Genomic DNA, 17,740 nt, shown 5'->3' on the forward strand with positions numbered 1-17,740 from the left:
GGCGCTGGGCCGTCCGCGGGCTCAGCGGTCCTCGAGCTCCCGGGCGGCGCGCATCAGCGCCTCCGCGGCGTCGCTCCACGGGGCGATCGGGCCGGGCTCGATCCGCCGGGGCCGCGCGAGAGCGGTCTCGATCGCCCCTCGGAGGGCGTCCTCGTCGCCGACCGGGACGAAGGTCGCCGCCGCCTCGTGACCGCGCAGTGCGTCGTGGATCCCCGGGATGTCGGAGACGAGGACGGGCGTCCCGGTGGCGACCGCCTCGAGGGCGGGCAGACCGAAGCCCTCGTGCAGCGAGACCAGCGCGAGGGCGTCCGCGCCGGTCATCAGCGCCGGCATCTCCTCGTCCTCGACGAACACCGGGGAGAGCCGCACGTCGGCTCCCGCTGCGCGGGCCTGCGCGACCGCCTCGCGGACGTCGTCGTCGTCCCAGGCCGTCGCGCCGACGATCAGCAGCGTGCAGCCGGCCGGGCGCTCGGCGGCCGCGAACGCGCGGATCAGCGCCGCGACGTTCTTCCGCGGCTCGACGGCGCCTACGTAGAGCAGGTAGCGCTCGGCGCCGACGCGCGCGGTGACCGCGGCCACCTCGTCGGCCGGCCGCGGGCGGAAGTCGGCCGAGTCCACCGTCGTCGGCAGGATGCGGAGCCGCTCGGCCGCGACACCGAGGTGCCGCTCGATCTCACCGGCGGCCGAGGGGGTCCCGGTGGCGACCAGGTCGGAGCGGGCGAGCCAGCCCGGCATCAGGGCGGTCAGCAGCGCGCGACGTGCCGCGGGGACGAGGTCGGGGCGGACGGCGAAGCACGCGTCGTGGACGAAGGTGATCGCCCTCGAGCGGGAGCTGAGGGCCCAGTTGCGGTAGTTGGGGAAGAAGTACACCCCGCGGCCGAGCAGCGGGTCGATCGGCAGCCGCGTCCGGGTCAGCAGGCCGACCAGGCGCCGGGGGAGCGGGATCCCGCGCACCCGGAAGCCGAGTCCGTGCCGGGCGATCGCCGCGGTCTCGGACGCGGGGGCGAAGAGCACCACCTCGACCTCGCGGCGGAACCGCTCCTCGCCGAGGGCGCGGAGCGTCTCGAGCAGCACGTGCCCGACCCCGGTGAGCCGCCCGGCCGCGAGCGGGCTCGCGTCGACGAGCAGCCGCACCCGGCGCGCGGTCACGCCCGGGTGACGCCGTCGACGGTGGCCGAGGCGGCGACGCTCACGAGGCCGACGCGCTTGTCGCTGCGCTCGACGGTGAAGCGGGCGCCGACCGGCACGCGGACGAACTCGCCGTTGCCGAGCGTCGATGCGGAGGCGTGCACCGCGTAGGTGCCACCGCCGAAGCGGATGTCCGGGAGGGAGAACGTGATCGTGGTCTCCTCCGTCAGCGGCGGGTGCTCGAAGCCGAGGCGCATGGTGTTGGTGCCGAAGACCACCTGGCCGAGCGGGGTGTCGACGCCCATGCCCACGAACCAGTTCTCGACCGGGGCGCCGCTGAGCGGCCGCAGCGTGACCGACACCGTCAGGTCGTCGCCGGGGCGGAGGGTGCGGTTGCCCTCCTCGAGCGTCCCGCCCTCGAGCTCGACGCTGACGATCTCGGCGGCGGGCAGCGGCTCGGGCTCCTCGCCGGCCTCCTCGGCCTCGACGATCGCCTCGGCCGTCTCGCGCTCGACGCGCTCCTGACGGGAGTTCTCGAAGCCGTTGCGCAGCACCTCGAGGCCGCGCGCGGTCTCGCCGTCGTAGATGACGTTGCCGTGCTGGAGGACGACGGTGCGGTCGCAGAGCTCGCCGACCTGCTCGAGCGAGTGGGTGACCAGCACGATGGTCTTGCCCGCGCGCTGGAAGGCGCGGATGCGGTCCATGCACTTGCGCTGGAACGGCTCGTCGCCGACCGCGAGGACCTCGTCGACGAGGAGGAGGTCCGGGTCGGTGTGGATGGCGATCGCGAAGGCGAGCCGCACGTACATGCCGGAGGAGTAGAACTTCACCTGGGTGTCGATGAAGTCGACGATCTCGGAGAACTCGACGATGGAGTCGAACTTGTCCTCGAGCTCCTTGCGGGAGAGGCCGAGGATCGCGCCGTTGAGGAACACGTTCTCGCGCCCGGTGAGGTCGGGGTGGAAGCCCGCGCCGAGCTCGAGCAGCGCCGCGAGCCGGCCGCGGCGCTCGACGGTGCCGGTGGTGGGCTGGATGATGCCGCCGATGAGCTTGAGCAGCGTGCTCTTGCCCGAGCCGTTCGCGCCGATCAGGCCGACCGTCGAGCCGAGCGGGATCTCGAGGTCGATGTCGCGCAGCGCCCAGAAGTCGTCGCGGTGCTGCTTGCCGCGCCCGAAGTTGACGATGCGCTCCTTGACGCTCTTGTCCTTGCGGATGACGAAGCGCTTGGAGGCGTTCTGGACGCGGATGATCGTCGGCATCTCGACCGACTCGGGAAGGGCGACCTCGGACTCGAGCGTCATGGGATCAGATCTCCTGTGCGAAGTTGCCCTCGAGGCGGCGGAAGACGCGGTGGGCGAGCCACACGAGCACGACCCCGACGAGGAAGACGATGAAGAGGTGGAGGGCCATGTCGGCCGGCCACGGCTGACCGGCGACGGTGTTGAAGCTGCCGTCGGCCTGCTCGACCTGGGTCTCGCGCGAGCCCGGACCCCAGATCGCCCGCTGGAAGGCGAGCATCGCGTTGGTCATCGGGTTGAGCAGGTAGATCTGCTCGAGCCAGCCCGGAACGGTCTGCACGACGAAGGACCACGCGTAGGTGATCGGCGAGAGCCAGAAGAAGATCAGGAGGCCGACCTCGACGAGGAACTGGACGTCGCGGAGGTAGACGTTGAGCGCCGAGAGCGCGAGGGCGAGCGCCAGGCCGTAGACCAGGGTGACCGCGAGCGCCGGGATGATGAAGAGCAGCTGCCAGCTGACGTTGAGCGCCCCGAGCGCGACGGCCCCGACGATCAGCACCAGGAACTGCACGGCGAAGTTGAACAGCGCGGCGCCGATGGTGGCGACCGGGAAGATCTCGCGCGGCAGGTAGACCTTCTTGATCAGTCCCGCGTTGGCGAGGATCGAGGTCGTGCCGGTCGCGACGATCTCGCTGAAGAGGTTCCACAGCGTCAGGCCGCAGAAGACGAAGATCGCGAAGACCGGGATGCCGCGGGCCGCGCCGAGGAACTGGCCGATCGCCACGTAGTAGATCATCAGCATCACGAGCGGGCGGATGAGGGTCCAGACGAAGCCGAGGCTCGAGTCCTTGTAGCGCGCCTTCAGCTCGCGGTTGACGAGCAGGCGGAGCAGCTCGCGGTGCCGGAAGATGTCGATCAGCGACGAGACGAAGCCGCCGGAGCGCTGACCCGGCTGGGTCCCGCTCTGGTGGAACGGCTCCTGTGCGATCGCGTCGACGCGGTCGGCCGCGCGCGTGATCGTCGTTTTCCTGCTGCTCATCGGACTCCCAGCCCTAGCACTGCCGGGGCGGCAGCCAGATCATTGTACGTAACCCCTGCGCCGCCGTACCTCGACGGGCGCGGGACGGGTCGAGGTGCTCAGCCCGCGGCGCGGGCGAGCTCGAGGTCGTGCTCGACCATGCGGGCGACGATCTCCTCGAAGGCGACCGTCGGCGCCCAGCCGAGCTCGGTCCGGGCCTTCGACGCGTCGCCGCGCATCTCGGGGGCGTCGACGGGGCGGGCGAAGCGCGGATCGATGCGGATCCGGTCCTCCCACTCGTCGATGCCGACGGCCGCGAAGGCGGCGGCGACGAACTCGCGGACCGAGTGCGCGACGCCGGTCGCGACGACGTAGTCGCCGCTCGCCTCGGCGCGCGAGGCGCGGACGAGCGCGTCGACGTAGTCGGGCGCCCAGCCCCAGTCGCGGCGGGCGTCGAGGTTGCCGAGCGAGAGCTCCGTGGCGGTGCCGGCGGCGATCGCGGCGGCTCCGGCCGTGATCTTCCGGGTGACGAAGCCCTCGGGTCGGCGGGGCGACTCGTGGTTGTAGAGGATCGCGGACGACGCGTGCAGCCCGCGGCCGCGGTAGACGCCGACGAGGAGGTGCGCGAACGCCTTCGCTGCGCCGTAGGGGGAGACGGGGCGGATCGGCGTCGACTCCGTCTGCGGGTTGTCGGTCGCCGCTCCGAAGATCTCCGAGGAGGAGGCCTGCACGAAGCGCACCTCGCGGCCCGCCGAGTCCTGCAGGGCCAGCGAGGCCTCGAGCAGCGCGGCGACGGCCGTGCCGGTCACCTCGGCGGTCAGCACCGGCTCCTGCCAGGACTGCGCCACCGAGGAGATCCCCGCGAGGTGGAAGACCACGTCGGGTCGCGCCTCGGCGACCACCCGGCCGAGGCCGGCGGCGTCGCGGAGGTCGCCCTGGAACGGGCGGACGGCGGCGGGCAGGGACGCGTCCTCGTCGCGGACGAGCGCGGAGACCTCCCAGCCGTCGGCGAGCAGACGCTCGACGAGGTAGCCCCCGTCCTGTCCGCTCGCCCCGGTGACGAACGCTGCGGGCACGGCGGCTACTTGATCAGCGCGGACTGCTCGGCGAGGTCGTTCTCGACCATCATCGAGACCAGCTCCGGGAAGGAGACCTTGGGCTGCCAGCCGAGCACGTCGCGCGCCTTCGCCGGGTCGCCGATGAGCAGGTCGACCTCGGCCGGGCGCATGAACGCGGGGTTCTGCGTGACGTAGGGGGTCCAGTCCTCGATGCCGACGTGGTTGAAGGCGATGTCGAGGTACTCGCGGATCTCGTGGGTCTCGCCGGTGGCGACCACGTAGTCGTCGCCCTCGGGCTGCTGCAGCATCCGCCACATCGCGTCGACGTAGTCGCCGGCGAAGCCCCAGTCGCGCTTGGCGTCCAGGTTGCCGAGCTCCAGCGTCTCCTGGAGGCCGAGCTTGATGCGGGCCACCGCGAGGCTGATCTTGCGGGTGACGAACTCCGGGCCGCGGCGGGGCGACTCGTGGTTGAAGAGGATGCCCGACGAGGCGTGCATGCCGTAGGACTCGCGGTAGTTGATGGTCATGTAGTGACCGAAGACCTTGGCGACGCCGTAGGGCGAGCGCGGCCAGAGGAGCGTCTCCTCGCTCTGGGGGACCTGCTGGACCTTGCCGAACATCTCGGACGAGGACGCCTGATAGAACTTCACGCGCGACATGTCGTCGCCGGCGTAGAGGCGGACGGCCTCGAGGATGTTGAGCACGCCCTTGCCGGTCACGTCGGTCGTGAGCGACGCGTTCTCCCACGAGTAGGCGACGAACGAGATCGCGCCGAGGTTGTAGACCTCGTCGGGCTGCGAGGCGGCGAGCACGCGCACGAGGCTCGACACGTCGGTCAGGTCACCGGTGAGCAGCGTCACCTCGGGGACGGTGCGGCGGACGAGCTCGTACTTGGGGTTGTTCTGCCCTCGGACGAGCCCGAAGACCTCGTAGCCCTTCTCGAGCAGCAGCTCGGCGAGGTAGAGGCCGTCCTGGCCGGTGATTCCGGTGATCAAAGCGCGGGGCACGTGGTGGTCCGTTTCGTCGGGGTCGGTGACAGCGGGCTACATACTACCCACCGGCCTCTGCCGGGCCGGGGAGCGACGCCGCCGAGGGTCCGCGGGACGGCACCCGGGCGCGGGTATCCTGACCCGGCCCGCACCTCGACAGTGCCTCGACCCGATCGGACGCCATGCCGGAACGCCTCGCCGTCACGCTCGCCGTGCTCACCGTCGACCCCGGGGGGATGGGCGGCGGCGAGACCTACGCCCGCGCGCTGACCCGGCTGCTCGTCCCGAGGCCGGGGGAGGAGGGGCTGCGCGTGCAGGCGCTCGTCCCGGAGAACGCCCGCGGCTTCAGCGAGGGCGTGCCCGAGATCGTCGCCGAGGGCGTCGTCAGCGGGGCCGGCCACCGCCGCCGCGCGACCGGCATGCTGCAGGCGCTCGCCCGCACCGTCCGGCTCCGTCGGCTGCTCGGGCCGGACGAGATCCTCTACTTCCCCTTCACCGTCCCGCTGCCCTGGCCCTCGCGCCGGCAGGGGCACGTGCAGATGGTCTTCGACCTGCAGCACCGCGATCTGCCGCAGCTCTTCCCGCGCGTCGAGCGCGTCTTCCGGCGGATCGCCTACGAGGCCACCGCCCGCCGCGCCGACGCGATCATCACCATCAGCGCCTTCACCAAGGGGCGGATCGTCGAGCTGCTCGGGATCCCGGAGGAGCGGATCCACGTGTCGCACCTCGGTGTCGACACCGAGCGGTTCCGCCCGCACCTGGGCGAGCGCGAGGACTTCGTCTTCTACCCGGCGCGCGCCTGGCCGCACAAGAACCACGCCCGGCTGTTCGAGGCGATGCGGCTGCTCCGCGCCGACGGCCACGACCTGCGCCTAGTGCTCACCGGCGGCGACCTGGACAGGCTCGGCCCGCTGCCCGACTTCGTCGAGTGGCGCGGGCACGTGGGCGCCGAGGAGCTGGCGGAGATCTACCGGCGCGCCGCGGTCCTCGCCTTCCCGAGCCTCTACGAGGGGTTCGGCTTCCCGCCGATCGAGGCGATGGCCTCGGGCTGCCCGGTGGCGGCCGCCGACTCCGGATCGCTGCCCGAGATCTGCGGCGACGCCGCCGTGCTCGTCGATCCGCTCGAGCCGCGCTCGATCGCGGACGGGATCCTCGAGGCGATCGAGCGCTCCGCCGAGCTCGGCGCGAAGGGCGTCGAGCGAGCGGCCCGGTTCAGCTGGGAGCGCTGCCGCGAGGAGCACCTGGCGGTGCTGCGGGCTGTCGGGGGAGCCCGCCGGGCCGGTCCCCGGGGTGCAGGAGCCGCCGCCAGCTGAGACCCTGCGCGGCCCGCATCGCGCAGATCACCAGCAGCAGCCAGCCGGCGTCGACCAGGAGCGCGCTCTCGGCGAGCGAGGTGACGACGAGGACGCTCAGCACCATCACGGGCCAGACGTGCACGACGGCCTTGCGCTCGGAGGCGATGATCCACGAGCGCCAGAGGGCGAGGCCGACGAGCACGAGGAAGAGCGCGACCCCGACGACGCCCACCTGCAGCGCGAGGTCGAAGAGCGCGTTGAGGCTCGAGGAGTGCGGCCGGCCGGAGAGGAAGTCGATCGCGTTGAACGGGTAGAGGTCGGTCCGCCAGTAGCCGACCCAGCCCCAGCCGATGATCGGGGCGAGATCGGTGAAGCGCCAGACCTGCTGCCAGAGGGTGATCCGGAACTCGAACTCGCTGCCGGCGTTGAGCAGGTCGACGATCCGGAAGCGGAAGAGCCAGGCGGTGAGCGCGGAGGCGGCGACCACCGCGAGCGTCGCGTACTGCCGGCGCCGGCGCTGGTCGCCGGTGCCCCGGCGCACCCAGCGGAGGATGAGCGCCACGACCGCCGCGACGACGAGGACGCCGGCGCTGACCGCCGAGCGGGTGAGCACCAGCGTGACCACCGCGAGGGCCAGGGAGGCGAGCGCCGGGCCGCGCGCGACCGACCGGGTCATCAGCTCGACCGAGAAGGTGACGATCGCCAGGAGGCAGACCAGCCCGAGCTGGTTGCGGGTCCCGACGAGGCCCTGGATCGGGCCGCCGGCGGCGAGCAGGCCCTCGACGCCGAGGAAGCGCAGCGGCCGGTCGATCAGGACTCCGGAGAGCACCTCGACCGCCAGCGAGCCGATCAGCACGACGCGCATCACGTCGCCGACCGCGCGGATCACCTGGATGATGTCGCGGGTGAGCCCGATCGCGATCGCGAGGAAGGCGAGGGCGAGCTGGTAGAGCACGCTCGAGGCGGTCGCCCACTGATATCCGCTCCAGAGCGTGCTGAGGGCGATCCAGCCGAGGAAGACCAGGATGCTGGTCGGCAGCAGCCCCTCCCAGTCGAGCAGCTCGCGCCGCAGCACGAGCATGACGGCGGCGAGGGCGGTGAGCGTGGCGATCGCGGCGATGTAGCCGGGCCAGCCGATCATCCCCCGCACCGCGGGGGCGCAGAGCACGACGACGAGGGACGTCTGCGCGAGGGCCGCCGCGAACTGCGGGGACGCCAGCGCGTCCGCCAGGGCGGCGGGCAGAGCGGACGGCCGTCCGCCCGTCATCGGGCCGTGCGCTGGCCGGCGAGGGGGATGGGCTCGGCGGCGAGCGCGTCCTCCTCCTCGTTGGCGGGCTGCTTGGTCAGGACCGCCAGGGCCACCAGGAGGAGCCAGCCGCTCTCGATCAGGAGCCGGCTCTCGAACAGCGCCTGCGCGAGCAGGGCGACGATCAGCAGGAGCGGGGCGAGCGAGACGGCCGAGTAGGGCAGCGCAGCCGTCGCGCTGCGGCGGGGGCGGTCGACGGCGCGGAACCAGGCGCGCCAGAGGGTGGAGACGACGAGGGCGCTGAAGAGCACCAGCCCGACGATCCCGAGCTGGAACCAGACGTCGAGCCAGGCGTCGTGCGCCTGCAGGTACAGGACGCCCTTGCGCTCGGCGAGGGTGTCGAACGGCGCGGCCCAGGGCGCCCAGTAGCTGACCCAGCCCCAGCCGAGGACGGGCCGCTCGGCGGCCAGGGCCGAGACCGAGCGCCAGATGTCGAGGCGGCCCGTCGCGTCCTCGCTCTTGCCGAGCAGTCCCAGCAGGGTGCCCCAGCCGGCGAGCGCGCCGCCGGCGAGGACGACGGCGGTCGCCGCGGCCGTGACGTAGACGGGCCGCCGCTCCGACTCGCCGCGGCGCCGCGCCCAGAGTGCGAAGGCCGCCGCGGCCGCCACGGCGACGACGCAGAGCAGCACGGTGGCGGAGCGGGTGAGCAGGAGCGCCGCCGCGAACAGGACGATCCAGACGACGCCCCAGCGGGGACGGAGGCTGCGGGCGGCGAGCTCGATCAGCACGACGATCAGGCCGAGCAGGGCGAGGAAGCCGAGCAGGTTGCGGTTGCCGACGAGGCCCTGGATCGGCTCGCCGGTGAAGAGGGCGGCCTGCGACCAGTAGAAGGCGTCCGGGATGCGGCCGGCCGGCAGATCGATGACGAACGGCAGCACGGGCGCGCGGACCACGACGGCGACGACGAGCTCGAACAGGAGCGAGGCGCCGACGGTGATCCGCAGCGCGCGGCCGAGGGCGCTCACGAACTGCGCCGTGCTGAGCGTCAGAGCCAGCGCGACCGCGCCGAGGGACGTGGCGAGCTGCGCGACGACGCCGATGGCGCTCGCTCCGGGGTAGGCCGACCAGAGCAGCGAGAGCACGGCGAGGGCGAGGAACCCGAGGAGCGCCTTCGGGGTGCGGCTCCAGCGCAGGCGCGGCCGGACGCGGACCAGCACGACGACGACCCCGACGAGCAGCGCCGCGACGACGACGCCCCAGCCCCACCAGCCGGCGAGGTTCCGCAGCGCCTGACCGCCGAGCATCACGGTGAGCACGGCCACCGCGAGCGCTCGGGGAGCGGCGGGCGCGGCGCGTCGGATCATGGCGAACAGTCTAGGGAGCGGGGGGCCGGCGAGCGGGCGGGCCGCCGCTCAGACGAACGCCGCGCTGCCCGTGATCGCGCGGCCCACGATCAGCGTGTTCATCTCCCGGGTGCCCTCGTAGGAGTAGAGCGCCTCGGCGTCGGCGAAGAACCGCGCCACCCCGTAGTCGAGGACGATGCCGTTGCCGCCCATCACCTCGCGGCACCAGGCGACCGTCTCGCGCATCCGCGCCGTCGTGTACGCCTTCGCGAGCGCGGAGTGCTCGTCGCGCTGCTCGCCGGCGTCGAGCATCTCGGACACCCGCGTGGCCAGGGCGATGCTCGCGGTGATGTTGCCGATGCTCTTGACCAGCAGGTCCTGCACCAGCTGGTGGCCGACCAGCGGCTTGCCGAACTGCACCCGCTCGCGGGCGTAGCGCAGGGCGGCGTCGTAGGCGCCGATCGCGACGCCGATCGCCTGCCAGGCGACCTCGGCGCGGGTCAGCCGCAGGACCTTCGCGGTGTCGCGGAACGAGTTCGCGCCCTGCAGGCGCAGCGACTCCGGCACGCGGACCCCCTCGAGCACGATGTCGGCGTTCTGCACGGTGCGCAGGCTCTGCTTGCGGGCGATGGCCGTGGCGCGGTAGCCCGGCGTGGAGGTGGGGACGAGGAAGCCCTTCACCTGGCCGTCGGCGACGTCCTTCGCCCAGATGACGGTGACGTCGCTGAAGGTCGCGTTGCCGATCCAGCGCTTCTCGCCGTCGAGGATCCAGGTGTCGCCCTCGCGGCGGGCCGTGGTGCGCAGGCCCTGCGCGGAGTCGGAGCCGGAGTGCGGCTCGGTCAGCCCGAAGGCGCCGATCACCTCGCCCGAGGCGAGCTTGGGCAGCCACTCGGCGCGCTGCTCCTCGGAGCCGGCGACGCCGACCGTCCCCATCACGAGGCCGTTCTGCACGCCGACGTAGGTGGCGATGCTCGCGTCGACCCGGCCGAACTCGAGCGCGACCCAGCCGCGGAACACCGACGAGTTCTCGATCGCCCGGGTCTCGGGCCAGGAGAGGCCGATCACTCCGGTGGCGTGGATCCCGGGGATCAGCTGGCGCGGGAACTCCGCGCGCTCCCAGTACTCGTCGGCGATCGGCCGGACCTGCTCCTCGAGGAACGCGCGCACGCCGACCAGGAGCTCCTTCTCTGCGGGGGTGAGCCGCGCCTCGAAGCCGTAGAAGTCGGCGTCGAGCAGTTCGAAGGTCGTGCTGTCCATGGTTCATCGCTCCATCGCTCGGGCGCGCAGCGACTCGGCCCGCAGGAGCGGCGGCGGTGCGGCTCCTCCCAGCGTACGAAGGGGGTGCCCGGGCGGCACGGACGCTGGCGATCGGCGCCAAGCGGCGGCCGCTCCTCCGGGGCCGCTCTTGTAGATCCTGCTAGCGTCGGGCCCGGCCCGCCCCGGCAGGATCCGGACGGTGCCGCCTCGCACACCGCCCCCGGAACGGAAGGCCCTCGCCGTGTTCATCCCGATCGGCAACACCCCCCGCGACTACGCCTGGGGCTCGCTCACCGGCATCTCGGACGCCCTCGGCACCGCGGCGTCCGGCCGTCCCGAGGCGGAGCTCTGGCTGGGGGCGCACCCGGGCTCGCCGGCCCGCATCCTCGACCCCGCCTCGGTCGGCGCGTCGACCCTCGCCGAGTGGATCGCCCGCGAGCCCGAGACGGCGCTCGCCGGAGTGGCGGGGTCGGTCGACCCCGTGTCCGGCGCCCCGCGGCTGCCGTTCCTGCTGAAGATCCTCGCGGCCGGTGCGCCGCTCTCGCTGCAGGCGCACCCGTCGTCGGAGACGGCGCAGCGCCGCTTCGTCGAGGAGGACGAGGCCGGCGTCCCGCGCGACGCGGCCGAGCGCAACTACAAGGACCCGTTCCACAAGCCGGAGCTGATCTACGCGCTGACGGAGAGCTTCGACGCGCTCTGCGGCTTCCGCGAGCTCGTCGGCACGCGGGCCCTCCTGGCCGAGCTGGCCGGCCGTGCGACGGGGGAGCAGGCGGCGGCGATCGAGCGGTTCTCCGCGGAGCTCGACGGCGAGCCGGCGGTCGTCCTGCGCCGGGCGGTCTCGTGGCTGCTCGCCGACGGCGACCGCGACGAGGTCGCGGCGCTGATCGCAGCGGTGGTGGCGGCGTCCGAGGGTGACGACCGGCTCGAGACCGCGACGGTGCGCTCGCTCGCCGAGGCATACCCGGGCGACCCGGGCGTCGTGCTCTCGCTGCTGCTCAACCGCGTGCGTCTCGCCCGCGGCGAAGTGCTGTACCTGCCCGCCGGCAACATCCACGCCTACCTCGCGGGCACCGGGGTCGAGCTGATGGCCGCCTCCGACAACGTCCTGCGCGGCGGGCTGACCCCCAAGCACATCGACGTGCCCGAGCTGGTCGACGTGCTCGAGTTCTCGCCGCTGCCGGTGCCCTATCTGCAGGCCGAGGAGCCGGCGCCGGGCCTGCGCGTCTACCGGCCGGACGTGCCGGACTTCCTCCTCGCCGTCGTCGAGCCGGCCACGGACGAGCCGGTGCGCGTCGAGCTCGACGGGCCGGCGATCGCGATCGCCACCGCCGGGTCGTTCACCGTGCAGGGCGCGGAGGGCTCCGTCACCGTCGAGCGCGGCGGCAGCGTCTACATCACGCCGGCCGAGCGCGCCCTCTCGGTCGCCGGCAGCGGCACCCTCTTCGTCGCCACGGTCTGACCGGCGGCGGTCAGGAGGCGGCGGCGGCCGCCGGCGCGAAGGTGCGGCGGTAGGCGGCCGGCGTCGTCTGCAGCACGCGGGTGAAGTGGTGGCGGAGGACGGCGGCGGTGCCGAAGCCGACGCGGACGGCGATCGCCTCGAGCGTCAGGTCGGACTCCTCCAGCAGATGCTGTGCGCGGAGGAGGCGCTGGCGGTTCAGCCACGCGAGCGGCGTCGTGCCCAGGTCGGCGCGGAAGCGGCGGGCGAACGTGCGGGGCGACATCAGCGCGCGCCGCGCCAGGACGTCGATGCTCAGCTCCTCGTCGAGGTGGCGCAGCATCCACTCGGTGACCTCGGCGAGCGAGTCCGCGCGCGCCTCCGGCATCGGCGTCGGGATGAACTGCGCCTGGCCGCCGTGGCGCTGCGGCGGCACCACCATGCGGCGTGCGACGACGTTCGCGGCCGCGGCGCCGAGCTCCTCCCGGACGACGTGCAGGCAGGCGTCGATCCCCGCCGCGGTGCCGGCGCCGGTGACGATCCGGCCCTCCTGCACGAACAGGACGTCCGGGTCGACGTCGACGGCCGGGTAGCGCCGGGCGAGCTCGTCGGCGTGCATCCAGTGCGTCGTGGCCCGCCGCCCCTCGAGCAGACCGGCCTCGGCGAGCACGAAGGCGCCGCTGCACACGCTCAGGATCCACGCTCCCCGCTCGTGGGCGCGCCGCAGGAGGGCGAGCACCCGCTCGTCGACCGGGCCGAGCGGATGCGCGGGCACGGCGATCAGGTCGGCGTCCTCGGCCGCGTCGAGTCCCTCGGAGATCACCAGGTCGAAGCCGAGGGAGGTGCGCACCGGCCCCGGATCCGCGGTCGCGATCCGGAAGTCGAAGACCGGTCCGCCGTGGTCGCGACGATCGATCCCGAAGACCTCGCAGACCACGCCGAACTCGAACGGGGCGACACCGGGCAGGGCGAGGACGGCGACGGAGCGGAGCATGGCGGCAGGATATCCCCGCACCGCGAGATCCCGCCACCTGTGCGCCTCCGCCCCGCCGCTAGGGTTGCGTCGGTGCGCGCGCGGCGCCCCGTCATCGAGGAGGATCCACATGGCATGGCTGGTCACCGGCGGCGCCGGGTACATCGGAGCGCACGTGGTGCGCGCGTTCGCCGAGCAGGGCATCGACCCCGTCGTCCTCGACGATCTGTCGTCCGGCCACGAGGGGTTCGTCCCCGAGGGAGTGCCGTTCCACCGCGGCTCGATCCTCGACGAGGCGCTGCTGGACGAGGTCTTCGCGCAGCACGACATCGAGGGCGTCGTCCACGTCGCCGGCTTCAAGTACGCGGGGGTCTCGGTGCAGCGCCCGCTGCACACCTACGAGCAGAACGTCACCGGCACGATGCGCGTGCTCGCCGCGATGGAGCGCGCCGGCGTCCGCTCGATCGTCTTCTCCTCCAGCGCCGCGGTCTACGGTGCGGTCGACGTCGAGCTCGTCACGGAGAGCACCCCGAAGAGCCCGGAGTCGCCCTACGGCGAGTCGAAGCTGATCGGCGAGTGGCTGCTCGCCGACGCCGGCCGGGCGCACGGGGTGCGCCACGCCTCCCTCCGCTACTTCAACGTCGTCGGCTCCGGCTACCCCGACCTCTACGACACCAGCCCGCACAACCTCTTCCCCCTCGTCTTCGAGGCGCTCCTGGCCGGCCGCACGCCGCGGATCAACGGCGACGACTACCCAACCCCGGACGGCACCTGCGTCCGCGACTACATCCACGTCGCCGATCTCGCCCTCGCCCACGTCGCGGCCGCCCGCCGGCTCTCCGCCGGCGAGCCGATCGACCCCGTCTACAACCTGGGCAGCGGCTCCGGCGCCTCGGTCGGCGAGATCATGACGGCGATCGCCGACAGCACCGGCATCGCCTTCACCCCCGAAGTGGCTCCGCGCCGCCCGGGCGACCCGCCCCGCATCGTCGCGTCGGGGGAGACCGCCGCCCGCGACCTCGGCTGGGAGATGCGCCACACGGTCGCCGAGATGGTCGAGAGCGCCTGGCGCGCCCGCAGCGCCGCGACGTCCTGACGCCCGCCGGGAGCTTCGACACGGTCGCGACACGCCGGTGTGTCGTGAACCCTCCACGGCGGGTTGAGGGTTTATGGTCCGCGACTTGACCTCAGCGAATGACACCGATGTAATTACTGAGGCAGCCGCTCCGGGAGGAGCCGGTCGCCGATCATGTTCGTGGGCGGGGTAGGAGACGGTATGGCGATTCCCGACAGCGTCTCCGGACGTGACATCGGCGGCGGCAGCGGCTCCGAGATGCGGGCGGTCCCCGAGGACTGGTTCGTCGATCCGGTCCGGCTCGGCGTGCCCGGTGTCCGCCAGAGCATCGACTCCGACAGCCAGGCGCCCGGCGGCGTGCTGTCGTGGCAGGTCGACTCGCTCTGCGCCCAGACCGACCCCGAGGCGTTCTTCCCCGAGAAGGGCGGATCGACGCGCGACGCGAAGAAGATCTGCACCTCCTGCGAGGTCCGGGCCCAGTGCCTCGAGTACGCCCTGGAGAACGACGAGCGCTTCGGCATCTGGGGCGGTCTCTCCGAGCGCGAGCGTCGCAAGCTGCGCCGTCGGGCGTGACGACCGCCGCTCGCCGGGTGCGGCGAGCCGCCGCGGGGCGCCGCGCGCCCATCGCTTAGGGTGGTCCGCGATGTATCCACGAGTCACCGCCGTCCTGGTCGCGCACAACGGCGCGGCCTACCTGGAGCGAACCCTCGCGGCGCTGCGGGCCCAGACCCGTCAGCCCGATGCGACCGTGTTCGTCGACGGCGGCTCGAAGGACGCGACCGGCGAGCTCCTCTCCGGCTGGGGTCCGACGCAGTTCGTGCAGGTCGCCGAGAACCTCCCGTTCGGCCAGGCCGTCGCCCGCGCCGTGCGCGTGATGCAGGCGCCGACGGGCGAGGACGAGTGGCTGTGGCTGCTCGCCGCCGACTCGGCTCCGGAGCCGGGCGCGCTCGCCGCGCTCCTCGGCGCGGTCGAGGTCGCTCCCTCCGTGGCGGTCGCCGGGCCGAAGGTGATGGACTGGACCCGCTCCGGCTACATCCGCAGCTACGGCGAGTCGATCACCAACTACGGCACCACCGTCCACCTCGTCGAGGACGAGCTCGACCAGGGCCAGCACGACGCCACGCCCGACGTGCTCGCCGTCGCGGCCGGCGGCATGCTCGTCCGGCACGCGCTCTGGGAGGAGCTCGGCGGCTTCGACCCCGGGCTGCCCGTCGTCGACGACGCCCTCGACTTCTCGCTCCGCACCCGCCTCGCCGGGCACCGGGTGAGCCGCGTCCCGGACGCCCGGGTGACCACTGCCCGCATCGGCCTGCAGCGCCCCGACGGCCGCCGGATCGACAGCGGGGAGCGCCGGCGCGCGCGTCAGCACCGCACCGCGCAGCTGCACCGCCGCCTGGCCTACGCCCCGGTCGCCCTGCTCGTCGTGCACTGGCTGTCGCTCGTGCCGCTGGCCGTCGGCCGCGCCGCCGTCCGGCTCCTGCGCAAGCAGCCGGGGCTGGTGGGCGGCGAGCTGCTGGCCGCGTTCGTGGTCGCGTTCGGCGGCACCAAGGTCCTCCACGCCAGGAAGGTCCTGCGCTCGTCGAAGAACGTGGGCTGGAAGGCGATCGCCCCGCTGCGCATCCCGCTCGACGTCGTCCGACAGCTCCGCTCGGTCCGGCACGACGCCGTCCGGGTCCAGGCCAGCCGCGAGCGGCACCCGCTGCACTTCTTCCAGGGCGGTGGAGTCTGGATCGTGCTGGTCGCGGCCCTCGCCGGCCTGATCGTCTACACGCGCCTCCTCGCGGCCACGGCGATGGGCGGCGGCGGTCTGCTCACCCTCTCGCCCACGGTCGGCGAGCTGTGGCGCAACGCCGCCTACGGCTGGCGCGATCTCGGCTCCGGCTTCATCGGCGCGGCGGACCCGTTCGCCGCGGTGCTCGCCGTGCTCGGCTCGCTCACCTTCTGGGCGCCGAGCTTCTCGATCGTCCTGCTCTACCTGACCGCGCTGCCGCTGGCGACGATGGGCGCCTGGATGATGATCGCCCGCCTCACCGCGCGGCCGATCGCGCGCGGCGCCGGCGCCTTCGTCTACCTGCTGGCCCCCGCCTTCTTCGCCGCGCAGTCCGAGGGCCGCCCGGCCGCGATCCTCGTGCACGTCCTGCTGCCCTGGCTCTTCTTCGCCGGGTTCGGCGCCTACCGCTCCTGGTCCTCCTCGGCGACCGCGTCGATCCTCGCGGCGGCGATCATCGCCTGCGCCCCCGTGCTGGCCGTGCCCCTCGCGCTGATCTGGATCGTCGTGCTGGCCACCTCGGGTCGCCGCATCGGCCGCTTCGCCGGTCTGCCGATCCCGGCGCTCGCGCTGCTCTTCCCGATCATCGTCGCGCACGCCCAGCGCGGCGACTGGTTCGCGATCCTCGCCGATCCCGGGGTGCCGCTGCCCTCCGCCCACGCGGACTTCTTCTCGCTCGTGGCGGGCTTCCCGTCCGGCTTCACGACGGACTGGCTCGGGTTCCTCAGCGGTCTCGGCATCCCCGCCTCGGCGGCGGGCCTCGCCACCGCGGTGCTCGTCCTGCCGCTGGTCGTCTCGGCGCTCGCGGCGCTGCTGCTGCCGAACAACCTCTCGGCACTCGGGGGAGTCGGCGTCGCGGCGGCCGGTCTGCTCACCGCCGCGCTCGCCCAGGGCCTGCAGGTCACCACGGCCGGCTCGGAGACCGTCGCGGTCTGGAGCGGGACCGGTCTGAGCCTCTACTGGCTCGGCCTCGTCGTCGGCTTCTCGCTCTCGGTCGCCGCCCTGCCCTCCTACCGGACCGTGCCCGCGCTGGTCGTCACGGCCGCCGCGGTCGTCCTCGTCGCCCCGCTGGCCGTCCTCTTCCCGACGGACGCGAGCTCCGTCACCACCGCCGGCTCCGACCGCTCGCTGCCCGCCTACGTCGCCGCGGAGGCGCTCAACGAGCCGCGCGTGGGGACGATCGTCCTGGTGCCGCAGTCCGACGGCGGGATCCTCGCGCGCCTCGAGCGCGGCGCCGGAGCGACCCTCGATCAGCAGTCGACGCTCGCGGCCACCGGCACCGAGCAGACGGACGCGATCGACGAGCTCGCCGGCAACCTCGTCTCCCGCACCGGCTACGACGTCCCCGCGGCGCTGCAGGAGCTCGGCGTGCGCTTCGTCGTGCTCGCTCCGCCGGCCGGCGACGACGCGGGCGACGCCGCCTCGGCCGTCAGCGCCCGCGCCGCGGTGTCGCTCGACGGCAACGCCGCCTTCTCCGCGGTCGGCGACACCCAGTACGGCCTGCTCTGGACCGCGGTGGACGCCGAGGGCACCCGGATCGACGCCGCGCCTCGGGGCGTGGTCGGACCGTTCGGCGTCGCCTACACGATCGCCCTGCTCATCGTCTTCCTGGTCGCGCTCCTGCTGGCCGTCCCGACCGGCCTCTCGCTCGAGCGGTCCCGCTCGGGTGCCGCCGTCGCGGGGATCGACGACGAGCCCGGCGAGGCCACCGGCCAGTTCGACGACGGGACCGACGATGCCTGACCCCGTGGAGCCCGGATCCGCGACGCCTGATCCCGCCGACCAGGAGACGCGCATGACGCAGCCCCCGCCCCGCCCCTCGCGCGCCGACCGGCGTGCCGGGCGCGCCACCGCGGCAGCTGCTCCGGCTCGCCAGCCGGCGACGCGCGACCGCACCGTCTCGGCCGCCCGCCGGCG

General features: G+C 73.4%; 14 protein-coding genes. 5 read left to right on the forward strand and 9 right to left on the reverse strand.

Annotation, left to right across the window (positions count from 1 at the left end):
* Window positions 1–21 precede the first annotated feature (21 nt).
* From GTU73_RS06935 to GTU73_RS06955, 5 genes are all read right to left on the reverse strand, one after another.
* On the reverse strand, window positions 22–1,149 hold the full coding sequence (locus GTU73_RS06935) for a glycosyltransferase family 1 protein (RefSeq protein WP_160088100.1): 1,128 nt from the start codon (window positions 1,147–1,149) through the stop codon (window positions 22–24).
* Entirely contained in the window at window positions 1,146–2,429 is a 1,284-nt protein-coding gene (locus GTU73_RS06940; protein ID WP_244231797.1) for an ABC transporter ATP-binding protein, read from the reverse strand. Before GTU73_RS06940 ends, GTU73_RS06935 begins: the two co-directional genes overlap by 4 nt.
* Before the next feature lie 4 nt (window positions 2,430–2,433).
* Entirely contained in the window at window positions 2,434–3,405 is a 972-nt protein-coding gene (locus tag GTU73_RS06945) for an ABC transporter permease (RefSeq protein WP_160088102.1), read from the reverse strand.
* Window positions 3,406–3,503: 98 nt separating this feature from the next.
* Window positions 3,504–4,460 (reverse strand): GDP-mannose 4,6-dehydratase, encoded by a 957-nt coding sequence (locus GTU73_RS06950; RefSeq protein WP_160088104.1) that lies wholly within the window; start codon window positions 4,458–4,460, stop codon window positions 3,504–3,506.
* Window positions 4,461–4,465: 5 nt separating this feature from the next.
* A complete protein-coding gene (locus GTU73_RS06955) occupies window positions 4,466–5,449 on the reverse strand; it encodes a GDP-mannose 4,6-dehydratase (RefSeq protein ID WP_160088106.1) in 984 nt (327 codons plus the stop codon).
* Window positions 5,450–5,613: 164 nt separating this feature from the next.
* Between GTU73_RS06955 and GTU73_RS06960 the strand changes: the two genes are divergently transcribed.
* Window positions 5,614–6,744 carry a glycosyltransferase family 1 protein gene (locus GTU73_RS06960; RefSeq protein WP_160088108.1) on the forward strand — a complete coding sequence of 377 codons (1,131 nt, stop codon included), beginning with the start codon at window positions 5,614–5,616 and terminating at the stop codon, window positions 6,742–6,744.
* Here the strand turns inward: GTU73_RS06960 and GTU73_RS06965 are convergent.
* From GTU73_RS06965 to GTU73_RS06975, 3 genes are read right to left on the reverse strand one after another with little or no spacing between them, the layout of a single operon-like run.
* The gene (locus tag GTU73_RS06965; RefSeq protein WP_160088110.1) at window positions 6,644–7,993 is read right to left on the reverse strand and encodes an O-antigen ligase family protein; all 1,350 of its coding nucleotides are present in this window, start codon (window positions 7,991–7,993) and stop codon (window positions 6,644–6,646) included. The genes GTU73_RS06960 and GTU73_RS06965 overlap by 101 nt on opposite strands.
* Window positions 7,990–9,336: an O-antigen ligase family protein gene (locus tag GTU73_RS06970; RefSeq protein ID WP_160088112.1), complete on the reverse strand. Its 1,347-nt coding sequence runs from the start codon at window positions 9,334–9,336 to the stop codon at window positions 7,990–7,992. The genes GTU73_RS06965 and GTU73_RS06970 overlap by 4 nt, the downstream gene beginning before the upstream one ends.
* Window positions 9,337–9,384: 48 nt before the next feature.
* On the reverse strand, window positions 9,385–10,572 hold the full coding sequence (locus tag GTU73_RS06975) for an acyl-CoA dehydrogenase family protein (RefSeq protein ID WP_160088114.1): 1,188 nt from the start codon (window positions 10,570–10,572) through the stop codon (window positions 9,385–9,387).
* 241 nt (window positions 10,573–10,813) lie between these two features.
* On the opposite strand from GTU73_RS06975, the gene manA reads away from it, so the two are divergent.
* The gene (gene manA / locus GTU73_RS06980; RefSeq protein ID WP_160088116.1) at window positions 10,814–12,031 is read left to right on the forward strand and encodes a mannose-6-phosphate isomerase, class I; all 1,218 of its coding nucleotides are present in this window, start codon (window positions 10,814–10,816) and stop codon (window positions 12,029–12,031) included.
* A gap of 10 nt (window positions 12,032–12,041) precedes the next feature.
* On the opposite strand, the gene GTU73_RS06985 is transcribed toward manA, so the two are convergent.
* A complete protein-coding gene (locus GTU73_RS06985; RefSeq protein ID WP_160088118.1) occupies window positions 12,042–13,001 on the reverse strand; it encodes a helix-turn-helix domain-containing protein in 960 nt (319 codons plus the stop codon).
* 109 nt (window positions 13,002–13,110) lie between these two features.
* Here GTU73_RS06985 and galE point away from each other — a divergent pair, with 109 nt between their 5' ends.
* The 3 genes from galE to GTU73_RS07000 all read left to right on the forward strand — a co-directional run bounded on the left by galE (window position 13,111) and on the right by GTU73_RS07000 (window position 17,566).
* Entirely contained in the window at window positions 13,111–14,076 is a 966-nt protein-coding gene (gene galE, locus GTU73_RS06990) for a UDP-glucose 4-epimerase GalE (protein ID WP_160088120.1), read from the forward strand.
* Window positions 14,077–14,313: 237 nt separating this feature from the next.
* The gene (locus GTU73_RS06995; RefSeq protein WP_160091257.1) at window positions 14,314–14,628 is read left to right on the forward strand and encodes a WhiB family transcriptional regulator; all 315 of its coding nucleotides are present in this window, start codon (window positions 14,314–14,316) and stop codon (window positions 14,626–14,628) included.
* 70 nt (window positions 14,629–14,698) lie between these two features.
* The gene (locus tag GTU73_RS07000; RefSeq protein WP_160088122.1) at window positions 14,699–17,566 is read left to right on the forward strand and encodes a glycosyltransferase family 2 protein; all 2,868 of its coding nucleotides are present in this window, start codon (window positions 14,699–14,701) and stop codon (window positions 17,564–17,566) included.
* The last annotated feature ends 174 nt before the right edge of the window (window positions 17,567–17,740 follow it).

This window comes from Rathayibacter sp. VKM Ac-2804, from assembly GCF_009866655.1.
GTDB lineage: Bacteria > Actinomycetota > Actinomycetes > Actinomycetales > Microbacteriaceae > Rathayibacter.